The following is a 15,348-nucleotide window of genomic DNA, read 5'->3' on the forward strand; positions in this document are numbered from 1 at the left end:
TTGTTCTCGTTGATAGCAATGTGCAGCGCTCCAAACCCTGGATTGCCGCGAACAGAGTATTGCTCATGTCGCGCTATTCGTCGCCTCGATGTCCCATCCGGGACGTTCTTTTATCCGAGTTGCGCCATGTCCCGCAGAAAATCGCCAAATCCTCCCCGTGCGCGGCTGTCCAGTCGGGCACTGGTGAGCACCTGCGGACGCTGGCTCCAGGCAATATTCGCCCCGCAGCGCTCGAGTTGCCGCACCAGTTGTACATCTTCGTCGCTGGCCAGTGGTTCGAAACCACCGGCACGCCGGTAAGCCTCGGCACTGATGCCCAGGTTGGCACCATGGATATGCCGGTGGCCGTCGCGGGCCTGATAACCCTTGTGATAGCGAATCTGTGTCGCCTCATCGAAGGCCGCGTTCCACTGATCGACCGTCACCGTGCCGCACACCGCGTCGGCACCGAGGTCCAGTTGCGCCACCAGCCAGTCCTTGGCGACTCGGCTGTCGGCGTCGGAGCAGGAAATCCAGCGCACTCCCCGATCCAGTAGAAACCGTGCACCCGCGGCGCGCGCCTGGCCGACGTTACGCGCCTCGATCGCCAGGCTGTGCACTGGATAACTGTCAACAATCTCTGAGGATCGGTCAGTGCAACTGTCGAGCACCACCAGCACCAGGACCGTTTCACCCTCCAGCCGTTCATGGCACGCGGCGCGCAGGGCGGCCCTTATGCACTGCTCGATCAACTCTTCTTCGTTATGCGCCGGGATCAAAATGCCAATCATCGCAAGCCCTCCAGCGCGGCCACGGAGCGCGGCTCACGGCTCCAGAGTTCCAACAGGAAATCGGCCTCCTGATGCAGGACCAGGCGCGGCAAGTGCAACTGTTCGTGAAGCAGGTCATGGACCTGTCGGGCGTTCAGCGGGCAGCCATCGATCGGTGGGCGCCAGTGACAGGCCAGGAGTTGGCCGTCGGCAGTCAGTGACCCGGCGGCGTGTTCGATCAGGCACTTGAGATCTTCGGCATCCAGGTAATAGCCGACTTCGCTGAGCACGATCAGGTCAAACTGCTCCCTCGGCCAATCCCCCGGCAGACGGCTTTGGCGGACTTCGGCATGGTCGAACAGACTCAGGCGAGTGCGAGCCAGCGCCACGGCGGCGGCTGCCGTATCGCAACACAACAGGCGATCGCAGCGAGTGGCCAGATCAGCGCTCAGTTCGCCATTGGCGCAACCGGGTTCGAAGATTGCGCGGTAGTGCGGTCGGGGCAGCGCGGCCAGCGTGATGGCGCGTTTGCGCTGTTCGTACCAGCGCTGACGGAACGCCCAGGGATCGTCGTTGCCGGCGAACAGACCGTCGAAATAGCGATCCTCGACGCTCATACAAACACCACTTCAAACGGTTGCAGTAACCGGTCCAGCACATACGGTGCCAGCACCGGTGGCAAGCCGATTTTCGGGTCGCCCTCCAGTTGGCTGGCGAAGGCATGAATGGCGTGACGTTTGCGCGCCACCAGCGCCGGGGCCAACAGAATCTTTCGCGCCCGGTGCCAAGGCACGAAGCTGTCTTCGGGGGTTGCCCAGTGCCAGGTCCAGACCGGCAGCTCATGCAGCATCGCACCCACCCGTTTCGCCGCTTCGGCACTGGCACGCCCCACGGCCTCGTGATCGCAATGGCCGTCTTCACGCCACGTGGTAAACACCACGTCGTTGGGCCGCAGATGACGTTCGATGAACTCGCACAACTCGGCTTCCCGTGCCGCCACCTGACTGTCGGCGAAACCACCGCGCAGCCATTTCAGGCTGTGCAATGGCAGGCCGAGACGACGCAAGGCCTGGGCCGATTCCTGCGGGCGGACCACGCTCAGGCGTTCCACCGGCCAGCGCTCGGAACCGGGATGGCTGGCACTGCCATCAGTGACTGAAATCAGTTGCAGCGGCCGGCCGGCTGCAGCGAGCAATTGCAGGAAGCCGCCGCAACCCAGCACTTCGTCATCCGGATGGGGGGCGATGATCACGGCGCGCGAGCCTTGCGGCACCAGCGTCAGGATGTCGGTCACCGGTAATTGGGCCAGATGGCTAGAGGTTTGCCATAAATGCAGAGGCGTTCCCTGGCCGACAATGGGGTTGGTTTTCATAACATCCATGTCTCCGTCAGAACCTGTTGCCCAAGCGCAGCGAGATCGCGTTCGGCGTGGCTTTGGCGCAGGAATACCGGCAGGTCGGCGATCAGTCGGGCGAACTGCCGATCTTTGCAATAGGGGCCCGCGCCGAGGGCATGGCCGACGTGCAGCATGACCTGTTCGACAGCGTGTTCCACCACCGCCCGGGCGCGCCGGGCCAGCAGTTCGGCGTCGTCCAACGGAGCGGCGTCGATCATCAATGCGCTGACCCGCAATACCTCGGCGGCAGCATGCAGCGCACTGTCGACCGCGCCCAGATGGGCGAGGGCGTGGGGTTCTTCACGTTGAGCGCAATGGCTGCGCAGGCGTTCGGCGATGCTCTGTGCCGCGCCGTACCAGCAAGCGGCAATGCCGATTCCGCCTTGCCAGAAGCCGGGACGTTGCAGGTAATCGCCGGGGTTGCCAATGGCTTGTGCTTCGGCGCCTTCGAACAGCACCTCGACGCTGCCAGTGGCACCCATTCCGACGGCTTGCCAGCCCTGATCCGTAACGGTCACGCCGGGTTGATCCAGCGCCACCGCAACCAATTGCTGCCGGTCGTGATGATCCCATGCCGTGAGCAACGCATGACTCAACACCGTTGCGCCTGAGCACCAGGCCTTGCGCCCATTCAACACAACCATCTGACCTTGCGGCCTGACTTGCACCCGCGCTTGTGGCGGTTCGGCAGCCCACATGCCCCACGTGCTGCCCGGCGTAGGCGAGCCGCCCAGTTGCTGGATGATCGCCAAGGCGTCGGTATGGCCCTCGTACAATTTGCACAACCCCAGATCATGCCCGCCGACCTCGGCCAGGCGCTGAAACCTTTCCAGTGTCTGGCCACCGCCGGGCAGCGGAAGCTGATCGAGACCCGCCTCGACCAGCGCTCGCAGGCACCGGCCTAACGCTTGAGTGTCGGCGAAATCCGCGGCCTGATGCTGGAGAAATCCCTGAAGGTCCATTTCACTCTTCTTCCTCACGCTGCAATTCGAACAGCAGCAGCGAACGGCCAGTAACCGAATATTCGTGATCGAACTCGAAGCGTTCCTGACCCCGAATCGACGGTTGATTGGTGTCGATCATGCAGGTCCAGAAACCGCCGTCGGGCACTTCCGGAAGCAGGAAATTGACGATGTCGTGATGCGCGTTGACCACCAACAGTAAGGTGGCGTCGGCGCCTTTGCGGCGGATGCCGGTTTCCTGGGCGCGGCCATCCATCAGCATGCCGAGGCAGCGGCCATGGCCTTCCTCCCATTGTTCGATGGACATTTCGCTGCCATCCGGCGCGAGCCAGGTGACGTCCTTGACGCCGATGTCCTCGTTGTAATTGCCCACCAGGAACCGACCGCGACGCAGGATCGGGTAGGCCAGGCGCAACTTGATCAGCCGTTTAACAAACTTGAGCAGGGCCTTGCCGTCTTCGCTCAGGTCCCAATTGACCCAACCGATCTCGCTGTCCTGGCAATAAGCGTTGTTGTTGCCTTCCTGGGTGCGGGCGAATTCGTCGCCGGCCACCAGCATCGGCGTGCCTTGGGACAGCAGCAGCGTGGCAAAGAAATTGCGCATCTGGCGCTGACGCAGCTCATTGATCTCAGGATCGTCGGTCGGGCCTTCGACGCCGTGGTTCCAGGACAGGTTGTTATTGCTGCCGTCCTGATTGTTCTCGTCGTTGGCTTCGTTGTGTTTGTCGTTGTACGACACCAGGTCGTTCAGAGTGAAACCGTCGTGGGCGGTGACAAAGTTCACCGAGGCATACGGGCGCCGGCCACGCTGATTGAACATCTCGCCGGAGGCGGTCATGCGACTGGCGAAGTCCGCCAGTTGGCCGTCGTCGCCTTTCCAGAACGCACGCACGGTGTCACGGAATTTGTCATTCCACTCGACCCAACCCGGCGGAAAGTTACCGACCTGATAACCACCGGGGCCGCAATCCCAGGCTTCTGCAATCATCTTCACCTGGCGCAGTACCGGGTCCTGACGGCAGGCCACAAGGAAGCTGTGACGTTCGTCGAAGCCATCGTGGTAACGCCCGAGAATGGTCGCCAGGTCGAAGCGGAAACCGTCCACGTGCATTTCCGAAGCCCAGTAGCGCAGGGAGTCGGTGACCATTTGCAGCACGCACGGGTGACTCAGGTCCAGGGTGTTGCCGGTGCCGGAATCGTTGATGTAGAAACGCTTGTCATCGGGCATCAAGCGGTAGTAGGAGGCGTTGTCGATGCCGCGCATGGACAGGGTCGGGCCTTGTTCGTTGCCCTCGGCGGTGTGGTTGTAGACCACGTCGAGGATCACTTCAAGATTGGCTTCGTGCAGGTGCGCGACCATCTCCTTGAACTCGGCGATCTTGCCGCTGGCCAGGTAACGCGGGTCGGGGGCGAAGAACGCGATGCTGTTGTAGCCCCAGTAATTGGTCATGCCCTTGTGCAACAGATGCTGGTCGTTGACGAAGGCATGAATCGGCAGCAATTCGACAGTCGACACGCCGAGTTTGCGGATGTGTTCCAGCACGTCATCGACCATCAACCCGGCAAAGGTGCCGCGCACATTCTCGGGGACGGAGGGATGACGCATGCTGATACCGCGCACGTGAGTCTCATAAATGATGGTCTTGTCCCACGGCACGCTGACCCGATGGTCGTGGCCCCAAGTGTGAGCCGGGTCGATCACTTTGCACTTGGGCACGAACGGGGCGCTGTCGCGCTCATCGAAACTGAGGTCGGCGTCGGGGTGGCCGATGGTGTAGCCAAACAACGCTTCGGACCATTTCAACTGGCCGACCAATTGTTTGGCGTAGGGGTCTATCAGCAGTTTGTTGTGGTTGAAGCGATGACCGTTGGCCGGGTCGTACGGGCCGTAGACACGGTAGCCGTAGATCATCCCCGGATGCGCGTCGGGCAGGTAGCCGTGGTAGATCTCGTCGGTGTATTCCGGCAGCTCGATGCGTTCCAGTTCGACCTCGCCGGCATCATCGAAGATGCACAGCTCGACCTTGGTGGCGTTAGCGGAAAACAAGGCAAAGTTGACCCCTAGGCCATCCCAGGTCGCGCCCAGCGGGAAGGGCAAGCCTTCACGGATTCGCGAGGCCTCGACCTGAGGTTCTGGCGCGGCTTTCTTTGGACTGGTCATAGGTGCTCCTGCAAAAGGGGGACAGTTCTTGGCTCTGGTTTTTTTTGAGGGCGAGCGAGCCCTCGGTGGCGAGAAAGCTCGCCACGAGGTCAATCAGGACACAGGTGAGAGGCGTCAGACAGCGGGCGGTTTACGCGCCGCTCGAGGCTTTTTCTCCGTGGCTTTTTCGCCCGGAGGGATCACCTTGGAGGCAGCTGCGGGCTTGGCTTTGGTTTTTGGCTCCGCTGCCTTGCCATTGGTTTTGCTGGCAGGGGCCTTGGCGCCGGCGGTTTTGCTGCCAGCGGCTTTTGGCGATTTGCTCGGTGCCAGGGCTTCGGCTTCAGCCAGTTTGCGGGCCATCTCCCAGTGGCGAGCGTCCTGGCCCTCGGGTTTTCCTTCCGACTCCCAGATCTGATAGGCGAATTCGCGGATGCGTTTATCGTTGGTACTCATCGCAATGCTCCTGAACTGAACTCAAGGGGTAGTTTGGATAAAAACATTGATTGGGAAATCCCCTAGCGCGGCGCTGATGTTCAGCTCCCTTTGGGGTGTGACTGCTGTGCGTGAAAAAAGTCCCTTCAAATGTGCATCAGGGTGGGTGAACGGTAATTTGACCCGTGTATCGCCCCACAGCGGCGCGTCAATCCGGGGTTCGGCACTGTTTTTCAGCAATTCGGCGCAACGTATCGGCACGATCACGATGGCGCGTTTTCCTTCCAGCGCGCGAGCAAATGCGAGCACTCGGTGAGCCTGGCTGCCGACGACTTCAAGGGCTTGATATGTCCCTCGCCGAAACAGCTCGGTGTGCTCGAGCCGCAGGTTCAACACATGAGCGATCAGCGCTTGTTTAATGCGCCCGTCACGCCAGTTAGCCAACAATTCGGGCAGCTCCAATGGCGTCTGCATCGACTGCTGACGGCTGGCGTAATCTACCGGCCGGCGGTTGTCAGGATCGACCAGCGAGAAGTCCCAGTACTCGTTGCCCTGATACAGGTCAGGTACCCCCGGCACGGTCATGCGCAGCAAGGTTTGCGCCAATCCATTGAGTGCGCCGGGGACGGCGATGCTGTTGGCTGCTTTGCCGAGGGCCGCGCGTAGCAGTTCACCTTCGGGGCTCAGAAGCAGACGTTGCAGGAATTGGTGAACCGCTTGTTCATAAGCCTCGTTTGGCGCGCTCCAGCTGCTTTGCAACTTGGCTTCGCGCAAGGCTTTCTGTTGCCACTGCCACACACGTTGAGTGTAGTTCTCCAAGGCTGTTTGATCGTCACTGCGCAAATCGAGCGGCCAGCTGCCGAGGATCGCTTGATAGAGGATCAACTCATCGCCCGAAGTCGGCATCTGGTCGTCGTCGCGCAAGGGCCGGGCGAGGGCCTGCCAGAGCGGCACTTGCTCGGCGTACCAGGCACTGCGCTCGCTCAGCACCGCCAGGCGCGCGCGGGTGTCTTCGCCGCGTTTGTGGTCGTGGGTCGCGGTGGCCAGCAAATTATCGGGGAACTCGTCGAGACGGTTGACGCAAGCCGCATGGAAATCGGCCACCGGCGCGCTGAACTGCTCGGTACTGAAGCCCACGTCATTGCGCGACAGTAACGTCGCTGAACGATAGAACGCGGTGTCTTCCACGGCCTTCGCTGCTGCCGGCGACGTCAGTTGCTGAAAACGCACACAGGCATGCTTGAGCATCTTGCGCGGCCGGCCCAACGGGCGTTTTCGCCATGATTCACCACCCAGCCAGCGGGCCAGGCAATCGAGCACCGGCCAGTCGGCCTCACCGAGGGTTTGCCTGGCACCGTCCATGGCTTGCTGGAAAAACACATCGTCTTCAGCGGAACGCCCCCGGGGGCTGATGTAGGTGCGGTACACCGGGAAATGCACGATGAGTTCCTGCAACGCCCGACGAATCGCACCGAGGGTCAGGTCGCGGGTCATCAGGTCATCCCGGGCCACTTGCAACAGGGCCTGGGCGACGCTTTCGAAGTCTCCGGCGAGGGAGCCGTTGAGGATCTGCTGGCGGGCCAGTTGCGCTTCCTGACGGAAATCGGCGGGCCGTTCGCTGTAACGATTCCACAGTTCGCCCAAGGTGTCGGCGCCTTCGGGTGCGTGTTGCAGCAGCGACAGCTGATTCATGAACTCGTAACCGGTGGTGCCATCCACCGACCAGTCGCGGTGCAGGGTTTCACCTTCGCCGAGGATTTTCTCGACGTAGATCGGCAGGTGCCGATCCGGCGACAGGCTGTCGACCCGCCGCCGCAATTTGCGGCAGTAACCCCGAGGGTCGGCGAGACCGTCGATGTGGTCGATGCGCAGACCGTCAACTAGGTCTTCGGCCACCAGCTCGAAGATTTTCGCGTGGGTGGCTTCGAACACGGCGGGGCGTTCGACCCGCAGGCCGCCCAGCTCGTTGATATCGAAAAAACGCCGCCAGTTGATGTCATCTGCCGCCGTGCGCCAACTGGCCAGGCGATAGCTTTGGTGTTCAAGCAACTGGTGCAGGCGCTGGAAGCCTTCGGCGGTGAGCGAGTCGTAAGCGCTGAGGTTTTGCTGGATGGCCTGCAGAATCGCCGGATCGCTAGCCAGTTCACGCAACTCTGTTTTCAGCGGCATCGCCAGACTGTGGGCGTCGGTCTGGTAGCTCAAGGTGCTGAAACGGTCTGCCAGCGACTTGAGCGATTCGGCGGTCAGCGGGTCATCGGTTCTGAGCAGTTCGCCGAAATGGGTCGGGCAGATCGGGAAGTGATGCTCATAGTGCTCGACATAAAACGCGCCCTTTTGCGCATCGAAGCGCAGGGGCAGGGTGCCGTCCTGCAAGGCGATGCCATAGTCGCTGCCGAGGAAGGGCAACAGCAACTGGCCTTCCATCAACGGGTCGGGCGAATGCCACTGAATGTCGAAGAACTCGCCATAAGGACTCAGGCGTCCCCATTCCAGCAAATCCTGCCACCAGGGATTATCGCCACCGCCGACGGCCATGTGGTTGGAGACGATGTCGAGGATCAGCCCCATGTTCTGCTCGCGCAATGCGCTGACCAAACGCCGCAGCGCCGCTTCGCCGCCCAGCTCCGGGTTGACCGTGGTCGGGTCAACGACGTCGTAGCCATGCATGGAACCGGCGCGGGCGCTCAGCAGGGGTGACGCATAGACATGGCTGATGCCGAGGCTGGCGAAGTACGGCACCAGCGGCACCGCATCGTCCAGTGTGAAGTCTTTATGGAACTGCAGCCGCAGGGTCGCCCGCAGCGGTGGGATAAGCGTTTGCTTCATTGGTCACGCTCGGCCGCCTGAAGCCGCGCACAGGCAAGCAGTTCCAGGCGCCGGGCGGCGTCCGGGTCATCGAGCAAGGCTTCACTGTCGCCGGGTAAGCGTCGGGACCAGTTGGGGTGCGTGTCGGTGGTGCCGGGCAAGTTGGCCTGCTGTTCGATGCCCAGGGCATCTTCCAGTGGCAGCAACACCAGCGGCGCACGGGTATGGCCGAGGAAGCGTATCGCTGCGTCGAGCACCTGATCGGTTTCATGGGACTCTTCGCGAAAGTTCTGCGGGTCCTCGCTCAACACCCGGCGCAGGCCTTCACGCTCGCGTTCGCGGTGGTGACGCCATTCGATTTCACCGGGGGCGTCGACCAGGCCCAGTCGGGCGTTCCAGTCGATATCGTGGCCATGCCACCAGCCATTGAGCGTCGGCAGGTCATGGGTGCTGGTGGTCGCCAGGGCGTTGTCCGGCCAGTCGAGAATCGTTTTGAAGTGCGCGTTGTCCTGTTCGAACAGCAGCACGCGCATGCCGAGGATCGAGCGGGCGATGAGCTTTTCTCGCAGACCGTCAGCCACGGTGCCGAGGTCCTCACCGAGGACGATGGCCTGATGGCGATGGGACTCGAGGGTCAGCAAACGCAGCAGGTCGTCCACCGGGTAATAGAGGTAGGCGCCGTCGGCGGGTGACGCACCATTGGGGATCACCCACAGTCGTTGCAGGCCCATGACGTGATCAATGCGCAGGCCACCGGCGTGGGCAAAATTGGCGCGGAGCATTTCGATGAAGGCACGAAAGCCATTGCGCACAAGGCCTTCGGGCGAGAACGCGGAAATCCCCCAGCCCTGACCGGTGCGGTTGAGGATGTCCGGTGGTGCACCCACGGTCAGTGAGGCGAGCAACTCGTCCTGACGACTCCAGGCCTGACTGCCACCGCCATCGGCACCCACCGCCAGATCGGCGATCAGGCCAATGCTCATGCCGGCGCTGCGGGCGGCGGTTTGTGCGCGTTCCAGGCACCGCGTGATCAGCCATTGGCAGAAGGCAAAGAAGCCTATGCGCCCGGCGTTCTCTTCGGCGAATTCGGCCAAGGCCGCGCTACGCGGGTTTTGCCATTGCTCGGGCCACTGCCGCCAGTCGAGACTTTCACCCTTGGCGGCGCGGGCTTCTTGAATGGCTTCAAAGCGGCAGTGGTTTTCCAGGGCTTCGCCAGCGGCGTGGCGGAAGCTGCTGAAGTCGGCATGCAACGGGTGTTCGCCCTGGACAAAGCCTTCGTACAACGCCTGCAACAGACGATGTTTGGCTTCGGCCGCCACCGGCCAATCTATCAACGGCAAGGCTTCGAGGTGTTTGAGTTCTGCCGCCAGACCGGTTGCATCAATCGCGGTCCGCAACGCTCGATCACCCAGGATGGCGCCCGGTGCGGCGTACAGGCTGTTGAGGAACAAACGGCTGGAAGGCGAATAAGGGCTGTAACGCTGGGTGTCGCTGCCGAACATCGCATGCAGCGGACTGATCGCCAGCGCTTCGGCGCCGCGTTCGCCGGCCACCCGGGCCAGGTCTTCCAGCGCCTGGGTATCGCCGAAACCGCCATCGCCTGGACGACGCAGCGAGTACAACTGCACGCTCAGGCCCCAGGCGCGGGGGATCGGACTGTCGACGGCATCGCCGACGCTATGGCAGCGCGTCGGTGCCACGGCCAAGGTAAATTCCTGCCCGTCGATGCTCACGTGCTGATAACCGACCGGGATCAGGCCGGGGAGTATCGCCTCGGCATCCAGTTTCAGGTTGAGCCGCGAGCCATCTTCAAGGTGGATCTCGCACGGTGTTTCCGGCTCAAAGTAATGCGCCAGGCTGAGGCCGACACCGAAGTCTGCGGTCAGCAGCGGCGGCAGGTGTCGGGTTTGTTGCACCTGCTGCAGTTCCAGCAGGCTGGCGTCGATTTCCTGAGCGCTGCCGGCCGGGTGACCGAGTCCGGTGAGGACGTTGCGTAACACTGATGGAGCGACTTTCTGTGGGCGGCCGTTGGCGTCGATCCAGTCGACAGCCAGACCAGCTCGGCTGGCCAGTATTTCCAGTTGCGCATCGCTCATGGGCGCTCTCCATCCGGGGGTAGCAAAGGGGCTGCGGCCGTGAGGCTGACTAGCGCGCAATACGGGGCAAGCGTGCCCTGATCCAACAGACCGGCTGACTGTGGCGGGTATTCGAACAACAACGAAGCGTCGGCCTGCGGGGAGTGGACCACAGGTGTGTCGCTGAGGTTCAGGTCAATGCACAGCAGGCTGCCATCGCCCAGTCGCCAGCGCGCCGTTACCGCGCCCGTAGCCAGCACGTCCGCGCCCAATGCTTGAGCACCGGGCAGGCGGGGAATGATCTGCTGATGGCGGATCTGCAATAGCTGGCGATACAGGTCGTGCATGGCGGATTGTCGGGTTGATGTCAGCTCGGGGCGTGAAGCCTCAAAGGTCTGGCGCGCGTTGGGGTCGGGAATCTGCTCGCGTTTGTGCGGATCAGCAAACGCGCTGAAGGCGGCAAACTCGTTACGTCGTCCCTCGCGGACCAACTCCGCGAGTTCACCGTGATGGCTGGTGAAGAACAGGAACGGTTGCTGGGCGGCGAACTCGTCGCCCATGAACATCAGCGGGATCATCGGTGACAACAACAGTAAGGCGGTGGCGGCCTTTAGTGCGTCGGGGTTGGCCAGTTGATGCAGCCGTTCGCCCAAGGCGCGGTTGCCGATCTGGTCGTGGTTTTGCAGAAACAGCACGAAAGCACTGGGCGGCAAATGACCGCTGGGCTCGCCACGGGTTGTACCGTGACGGGTCACGTGGCCCTGAAACACAAAACCCTGGCTCAGGCAGCGAGCCAGTTGTTCAGTGGGGTTTTGCGCATAGTCGGCGTAATAGGCGTCGGTTTCGCCAGTCAGCAGCACGTGCAAGGCATTGTGGCCGTCGTCGTTCCACTGCGCGTCGAAGCCTTCTTCGAGCAGGCTGGCCTGGTTGTGTTCGTTTTCAACGGTCAGCCACACATGCCTGGCCGGATCGGTTTGCTGGCGAACTTTTTGCGCCAGTTCCTGAAGAAAGTCCGGATCTTCGATGGCGTGCACCGCGTCCAGACGCAAACCATCGAAGCGGTACTCCAGCAACCACATCAACGCATTGTCGATGAAGAAGTCCCGCACTTCGCGCCGCCGGAAGTCGATGGCCGCACCCCATGGGGTGTGCTTGTCTTCGCGGAAAAAGCCTTTGGCGTAGCGATGCAGGTAATTGCCGTCCGGGCCGAAGTGGTTGTAGACCACGTCGAGGATCACCGCCAGGCCATGGCCGTGGGCGGTGTCGATGAGGTGTTTGAGTTGTTCGGGAGTGCCATAGGAGGCTTGGGGCGCGTAGGGCAGAACCCCGTCGTAACCCCAATTGCGATCACCGGGGAACTGCGCCAGGGGCATCAGTTCGATCGCGCTGATGCCCAGCTCCACGAGGCGCGCCAGGTGCTGCTCGACTTCGCTGAAGCCGCCGAGCGCACCGACGTGCAATTCGTAGATCACCGCCTCATTCCACGGCCGCCCGCGCCAGGCGCTGTGTTGCCATTGATACGCGAGTGGATCGACCACCACGCTGTGGCGGTCGATATCACCGGCCTGCGCGCGGGAGGCCGGGTCGGGCACCTCGAGCTCACCGTCGATGTTGTAGCGGTAACGCGTGCCGGCGGGGCAGCGGGTGTTGATCACGAACCAGCCATCTGCCTGGGGCAGGAGTGGCAAGGACTGTCCATCTTCCAGTTCGACACTGACGTAAAACGCATCTGGCGCCCACAAGGCAAAACGCGTGTGCTCTGCGTCCAGCATGATTGCGCCGTGGGGCCAGGTCTCAAGGGTCCGTAACGGCATCTTTGAAAACCTCTTAATGTTTGCCCGATTTACCCAGTGCCTTGGTCACCAGTTTTTCGTAGAGTTCGGCGTATGGTTCGACCGCCTTGCACCAGTTGAAAGGCGCGGCCATGGCCCGGCAGCGCATGGCATTGAGCAGGTCGGGGAAGGCAAAAACCTTGAAGGCCCGGCTCAGGGCTTCCTCGTAACTCTCGGCCGTGGATTCGTCGAACAGGAAACCGGTCACGCCGTTTTCAATGGTGTCGGCCAAACCGCCGGTGTTGCGTGCCACCGGCAACGAACCGAAGCGCTGGGCGTACATCTGGCTCAGGCCGCAAGGCTCGTAACGCGAAGGCATCAGCAGGAAATCACTGCCGGCGAACATGCGACGGGCGTCGGTTTCGTTGAAACCGATGCGCACGCCGATCTGGCCTGGAAAACGCAGGGCCAGTTCACGCATGGCTTGTTCTTCTTCCGGCTCGCCACGACCGATGATCGCGATCTGCCCGCCAGACTTGACGATGTACTCGGAGACGGCTTCGGTCAGGTCCAGGCCTTTCTGATAGACCAGTCGCGAAACAACGGCGAACAGCGGACCTTCGCAGGCGTCCAGGCCGAACAGCTCACGCACGTGGGCAGCGTTGACCGCTTTGCCTTCCCAGTCGCCGATACTGAAGGGGCAGAACAGGTGTGGGTCGGTGGCGGCGTCCCAGCTTTCATCGATGCCATTGGGGATGCCACTGAGCAGGCCTTGCTGGGTCTTGGCGGCAAGAAAACCGTCGAGACCGCAGCCGAAGGCCGGGGTGGTGATTTCCTGGGCATAGGTGGCGCTGACGGTGGTGATGTGGCTCGAGTACGCCATGCCGGCCTTGAGGAACGACATCTTGCCGTAGAACTCCATGCCGTCCTGTTGCAAGGCATGCAGGGGAATACCCAGTTCCGGGCACGAGCCAAGACTGGTCACGCCCTGATAGGCGAGGTTATGAATGGTGAACAGCGTCGGGGTGCGCTGTCCACGCCAGTGCATGTAAGCGGGTGCTAGACCGGCAGGCCAGTCATGGGCGTGCACCAGGTCCGGGCACCAGTGAATTTGTGCCAGATTGGCGGCGATATCGGCGGCTGCCAGGCCCAGGCGGGCGAAACGAATGTGGTTGTCCGGCCAGTCGCGGCCGTTGTTGGCACCGTAAGGCGAACCCTCGCGCTCGTAGAGTTCGGGGCAGATCAACACGTAAATGACCAGACCGTCGGGCATGTCCATGCGCCCGATCTTGCAAGGTGGCAACGCGGCGTGGCCACCGAGCTCACCAATAATATGAATCGGGTTTTCGCTGTGCAGCACTTGCGGGTAACCGGGGATCAACACTCGCACATCGTGCAAATGAGCCATGGCTCGCGGCAGCGCTGCGGAAACGTCGCCCAGACCACCGGTTTTCACCAGATCGGCGATCTCCGAGGTGACGAACAGCACTTTCTTCTTGTTGGGATTCTGACTGGCCACCGGTGCCAGCGTCTTGGTGCCGGGGACGCTGATCGATTGGTGACTGGGGGCGCTCACGGCGCTCGTTTCGCCGACCTGCTGATGAGCACGTTCTCCCTGAATATCTAAAGCCGCACTGATCATATGAATCTCCCGTGTTGTTGATCTAATTCTTAGGTCTGGCACAAACGGTGTTTCGTGGCCAATTCCTGTGGCCGGGCGCAAACGCGCTACGCATCGGTGAGCAAGCGCTGCCAATACGATGAAGCAGAATGGCTGTAGAGATCGTTGCAAGGATTGCACCAGTCGCAACGCACCTCCCTTTAACCTGACCCGTCACGACCGGCAAAAGTTTCGACTTTCTTTCCGCTTTGTGACCGGCCGGTTTCGACCCGCGGAACTGAGTCTAGGCCAGAACTTAGAGCGGGGGAGGCCAGATGGCAAAATTGTTCGACAATCGGTTTAAAGAGGTACGGACGTACCGCTTGGAGGGGAAACGCACCGACGAAGGGCATGTTTTTTTACCGTTTTGCCTCAAAAAATATTCGAGATGTCACATGAATGTGCGAAGCGCGGCAATCTTCGCGCACTGTTGTGGTGCGTAGCTCACAAGTCCCTTTTTTGGCCGAACCGCTGCCTTACGGCCGGCCTTGATGCCTTGTTATAGTCCGGGCCTCATTTTCTGCTTGGTAAAGGATCACTGCCATGTCTCAGTACACTGCGTTCACCGTCGAACTGGCCGATAAAATTGCCCATGTGCAGATCAACCGGCCGGAAAAGATCAATTCGATGAATGCCGCGTTCTGGAGCGAAATCATCGAGATTTTCCAGTGGGTCGACGACACCGACGAAGTCCGGGTGGTGGTGCTCAGTGGTGCGGGCAAGCATTTTTCTTCCGGCATCGACCTGATGATGCTGGCCGGCGTGGCCAATGAACTGGGCAAGGACGTGGGGCGCAACGCGCGCCTGCTGCGCCGCAAGATCCTCGCCCTGCAAGCGTCATTCAATGCCGTCGACAATTGCCGCAAGCCGGTACTGGCTGCGGTTCAGGGTTATTGCCTGGGCGGCGCCATCGATCTTATTGCGGCCTGCGACATGCGTTACGCCGCCGAAGATGCGCAATTCTCGATCAAGGAAATCGACATCGGCATGGCGGCCGACGTTGGCACTTTGCAACGCTTGCCGCGGATCATCGGTGACGGCATGCTGCGTGAACTGGCTTACACTGGTCGCACGTTCGGTGCCGAAGAAGCGCGTGACATGGGCCTGGTCAATCGTGTTTACAGCGACACCGCCAGCCTGCTCGACGGTGTCATGGGCATAGCCCGCGAGATCGCCAGCAAGTCGCCGATCGCGATCGCCGGCACCAAGGAGATGATCAGCTACATGCGCGACCATCGCATCGACGACGGCCTTGAATACGTCGCCACCTGGAACGCCGCCATGCTGCAATCCACCGATCTGCGCGTGGCCATGGCCGCCCATATGAGCAAACAGAAACCCGAATTTCTGGATTGAT

The 15,348-nt window shown here is 61.5% G+C and carries 11 protein-coding genes; 1 reads left to right on the plus strand and 10 read right to left on the minus strand.

The features are described from left to right. Positions 1-110: 110 nt before the first annotated feature. From ACA056_RS13760 to glgA, 10 genes are all read right to left on the minus strand, one after another. On the minus strand, positions 111-770 hold the full coding sequence (locus tag ACA056_RS13760) for a glycosyltransferase family 2 protein (RefSeq protein ID WP_497273385.1): 660 nt from the start codon (positions 768-770) through the stop codon (positions 111-113). Beyond that, entirely contained in the window at positions 767-1,366 is a 600-nt protein-coding gene (locus ACA056_RS13765) for an SAM-dependent methyltransferase (protein ID WP_497273386.1), read from the minus strand. Before ACA056_RS13765 ends, ACA056_RS13760 begins: the two co-directional genes overlap by 4 nt. Beyond that, positions 1,363-2,121, minus strand: a complete 759-nt coding sequence (locus ACA056_RS13770) for a PIG-L deacetylase family protein (protein ID WP_497273387.1) — start codon at positions 2,119-2,121, stop codon at positions 1,363-1,365. The genes ACA056_RS13765 and ACA056_RS13770 overlap by 4 nt, the downstream gene beginning before the upstream one ends. Then, positions 2,118-3,107 carry an acyl-CoA dehydrogenase family protein gene (locus tag ACA056_RS13775; RefSeq protein WP_497273388.1) on the minus strand — a complete coding sequence of 330 codons (990 nt, stop codon included), beginning with the start codon at positions 3,105-3,107 and terminating at the stop codon, positions 2,118-2,120. The genes ACA056_RS13770 and ACA056_RS13775 overlap by 4 nt, the downstream gene beginning before the upstream one ends. A gap of 1 nt (position 3,108) precedes the next feature. Then, complete coding sequence (gene glgX / locus ACA056_RS13780) at positions 3,109-5,268, minus strand: glycogen debranching protein GlgX (protein WP_497273389.1); 2,160 nt, start codon at positions 5,266-5,268, stop codon at positions 3,109-3,111. A gap of 114 nt (positions 5,269-5,382) precedes the next feature. After that, positions 5,383-5,700 carry a DUF2934 domain-containing protein gene (locus tag ACA056_RS13785; RefSeq protein WP_497273390.1) on the minus strand — a complete coding sequence of 106 codons (318 nt, stop codon included), beginning with the start codon at positions 5,698-5,700 and terminating at the stop codon, positions 5,383-5,385. Positions 5,701-5,721: 21 nt separating this feature from the next. Further along, positions 5,722-8,505 (minus strand): malto-oligosyltrehalose synthase, encoded by a 2,784-nt coding sequence (locus ACA056_RS13790; protein WP_497273391.1) that lies wholly within the window; start codon positions 8,503-8,505, stop codon positions 5,722-5,724. Next, positions 8,502-10,580: a 4-alpha-glucanotransferase gene (malQ, locus tag ACA056_RS13795; protein ID WP_497273392.1), complete on the minus strand. Its 2,079-nt coding sequence runs from the start codon at positions 10,578-10,580 to the stop codon at positions 8,502-8,504. The genes ACA056_RS13790 and malQ overlap by 4 nt, the downstream gene beginning before the upstream one ends. Further along, positions 10,577-12,373 (minus strand): malto-oligosyltrehalose trehalohydrolase, encoded by a 1,797-nt coding sequence (gene treZ / locus ACA056_RS13800; RefSeq protein WP_497273393.1) that lies wholly within the window; start codon positions 12,371-12,373, stop codon positions 10,577-10,579. Before treZ ends, malQ begins: the two co-directional genes overlap by 4 nt. 13 nt (positions 12,374-12,386) lie before the next feature. Beyond that, entirely contained in the window at positions 12,387-13,973 is a 1,587-nt protein-coding gene (gene glgA / locus ACA056_RS13805; RefSeq protein WP_497273394.1) for a glycogen synthase GlgA, read from the minus strand. Positions 13,974-14,534: 561 nt separating this feature from the next. Between glgA and ACA056_RS13810 the strand changes: the two genes are divergently transcribed. Further along, the gene (locus ACA056_RS13810; protein WP_497273395.1) at positions 14,535-15,347 is read left to right on the plus strand and encodes a crotonase/enoyl-CoA hydratase family protein; all 813 of its coding nucleotides are present in this window, start codon (positions 14,535-14,537) and stop codon (positions 15,345-15,347) included. Position 15,348: the final 1 nt, after the last annotated feature.

The organism is Pseudomonas sp. LBUM1666 (assembly GCF_059695775.1).

Excerpts from the sequence above, each read along its gene's own strand:
- ACA056_RS13760 (WP_497273385.1), bottom strand. The coding sequence starts at position 770 with ATGATTGGCATTTTGATCCCGGCGCATAACGAAGAAGAGTTGATCGAG.
- ACA056_RS13765 (WP_497273386.1), bottom strand. The coding sequence starts at position 1,366 with ATGAGCGTCGAGGATCGCTATTTCGACGGTCTGTTCGCCGGCAACGAC.
- ACA056_RS13770 (WP_497273387.1), bottom strand. The coding sequence starts at position 2,121 with ATGAAAACCAACCCCATTGTCGGCCAGGGAACGCCTCTGCATTTATGG.
- ACA056_RS13775 (WP_497273388.1), bottom strand. The coding sequence starts at position 3,107 with ATGGACCTTCAGGGATTTCTCCAGCATCAGGCCGCGGATTTCGCCGAC.
- glgX (WP_497273389.1), bottom strand. The coding sequence starts at position 5,268 with ATGACCAGTCCAAAGAAAGCCGCGCCAGAACCTCAGGTCGAGGCCTCG.
- ACA056_RS13785 (WP_497273390.1), bottom strand. The coding sequence starts at position 5,700 with ATGAGTACCAACGATAAACGCATCCGCGAATTCGCCTATCAGATCTGG.
- ACA056_RS13790 (WP_497273391.1), bottom strand. The coding sequence starts at position 8,505 with ATGAAGCAAACGCTTATCCCACCGCTGCGGGCGACCCTGCGGCTGCAG.
- malQ (WP_497273392.1), bottom strand. The coding sequence starts at position 10,580 with ATGAGCGATGCGCAACTGGAAATACTGGCCAGCCGAGCTGGTCTGGCT.
- treZ (WP_497273393.1), bottom strand. The coding sequence starts at position 12,373 with ATGCCGTTACGGACCCTTGAGACCTGGCCCCACGGCGCAATCATGCTG.
- glgA (WP_497273394.1), bottom strand. The coding sequence starts at position 13,973 with ATGATCAGTGCGGCTTTAGATATTCAGGGAGAACGTGCTCATCAGCAG.
- ACA056_RS13810 (WP_497273395.1), top strand. The coding sequence starts at position 14,535 with ATGTCTCAGTACACTGCGTTCACCGTCGAACTGGCCGATAAAATTGCC.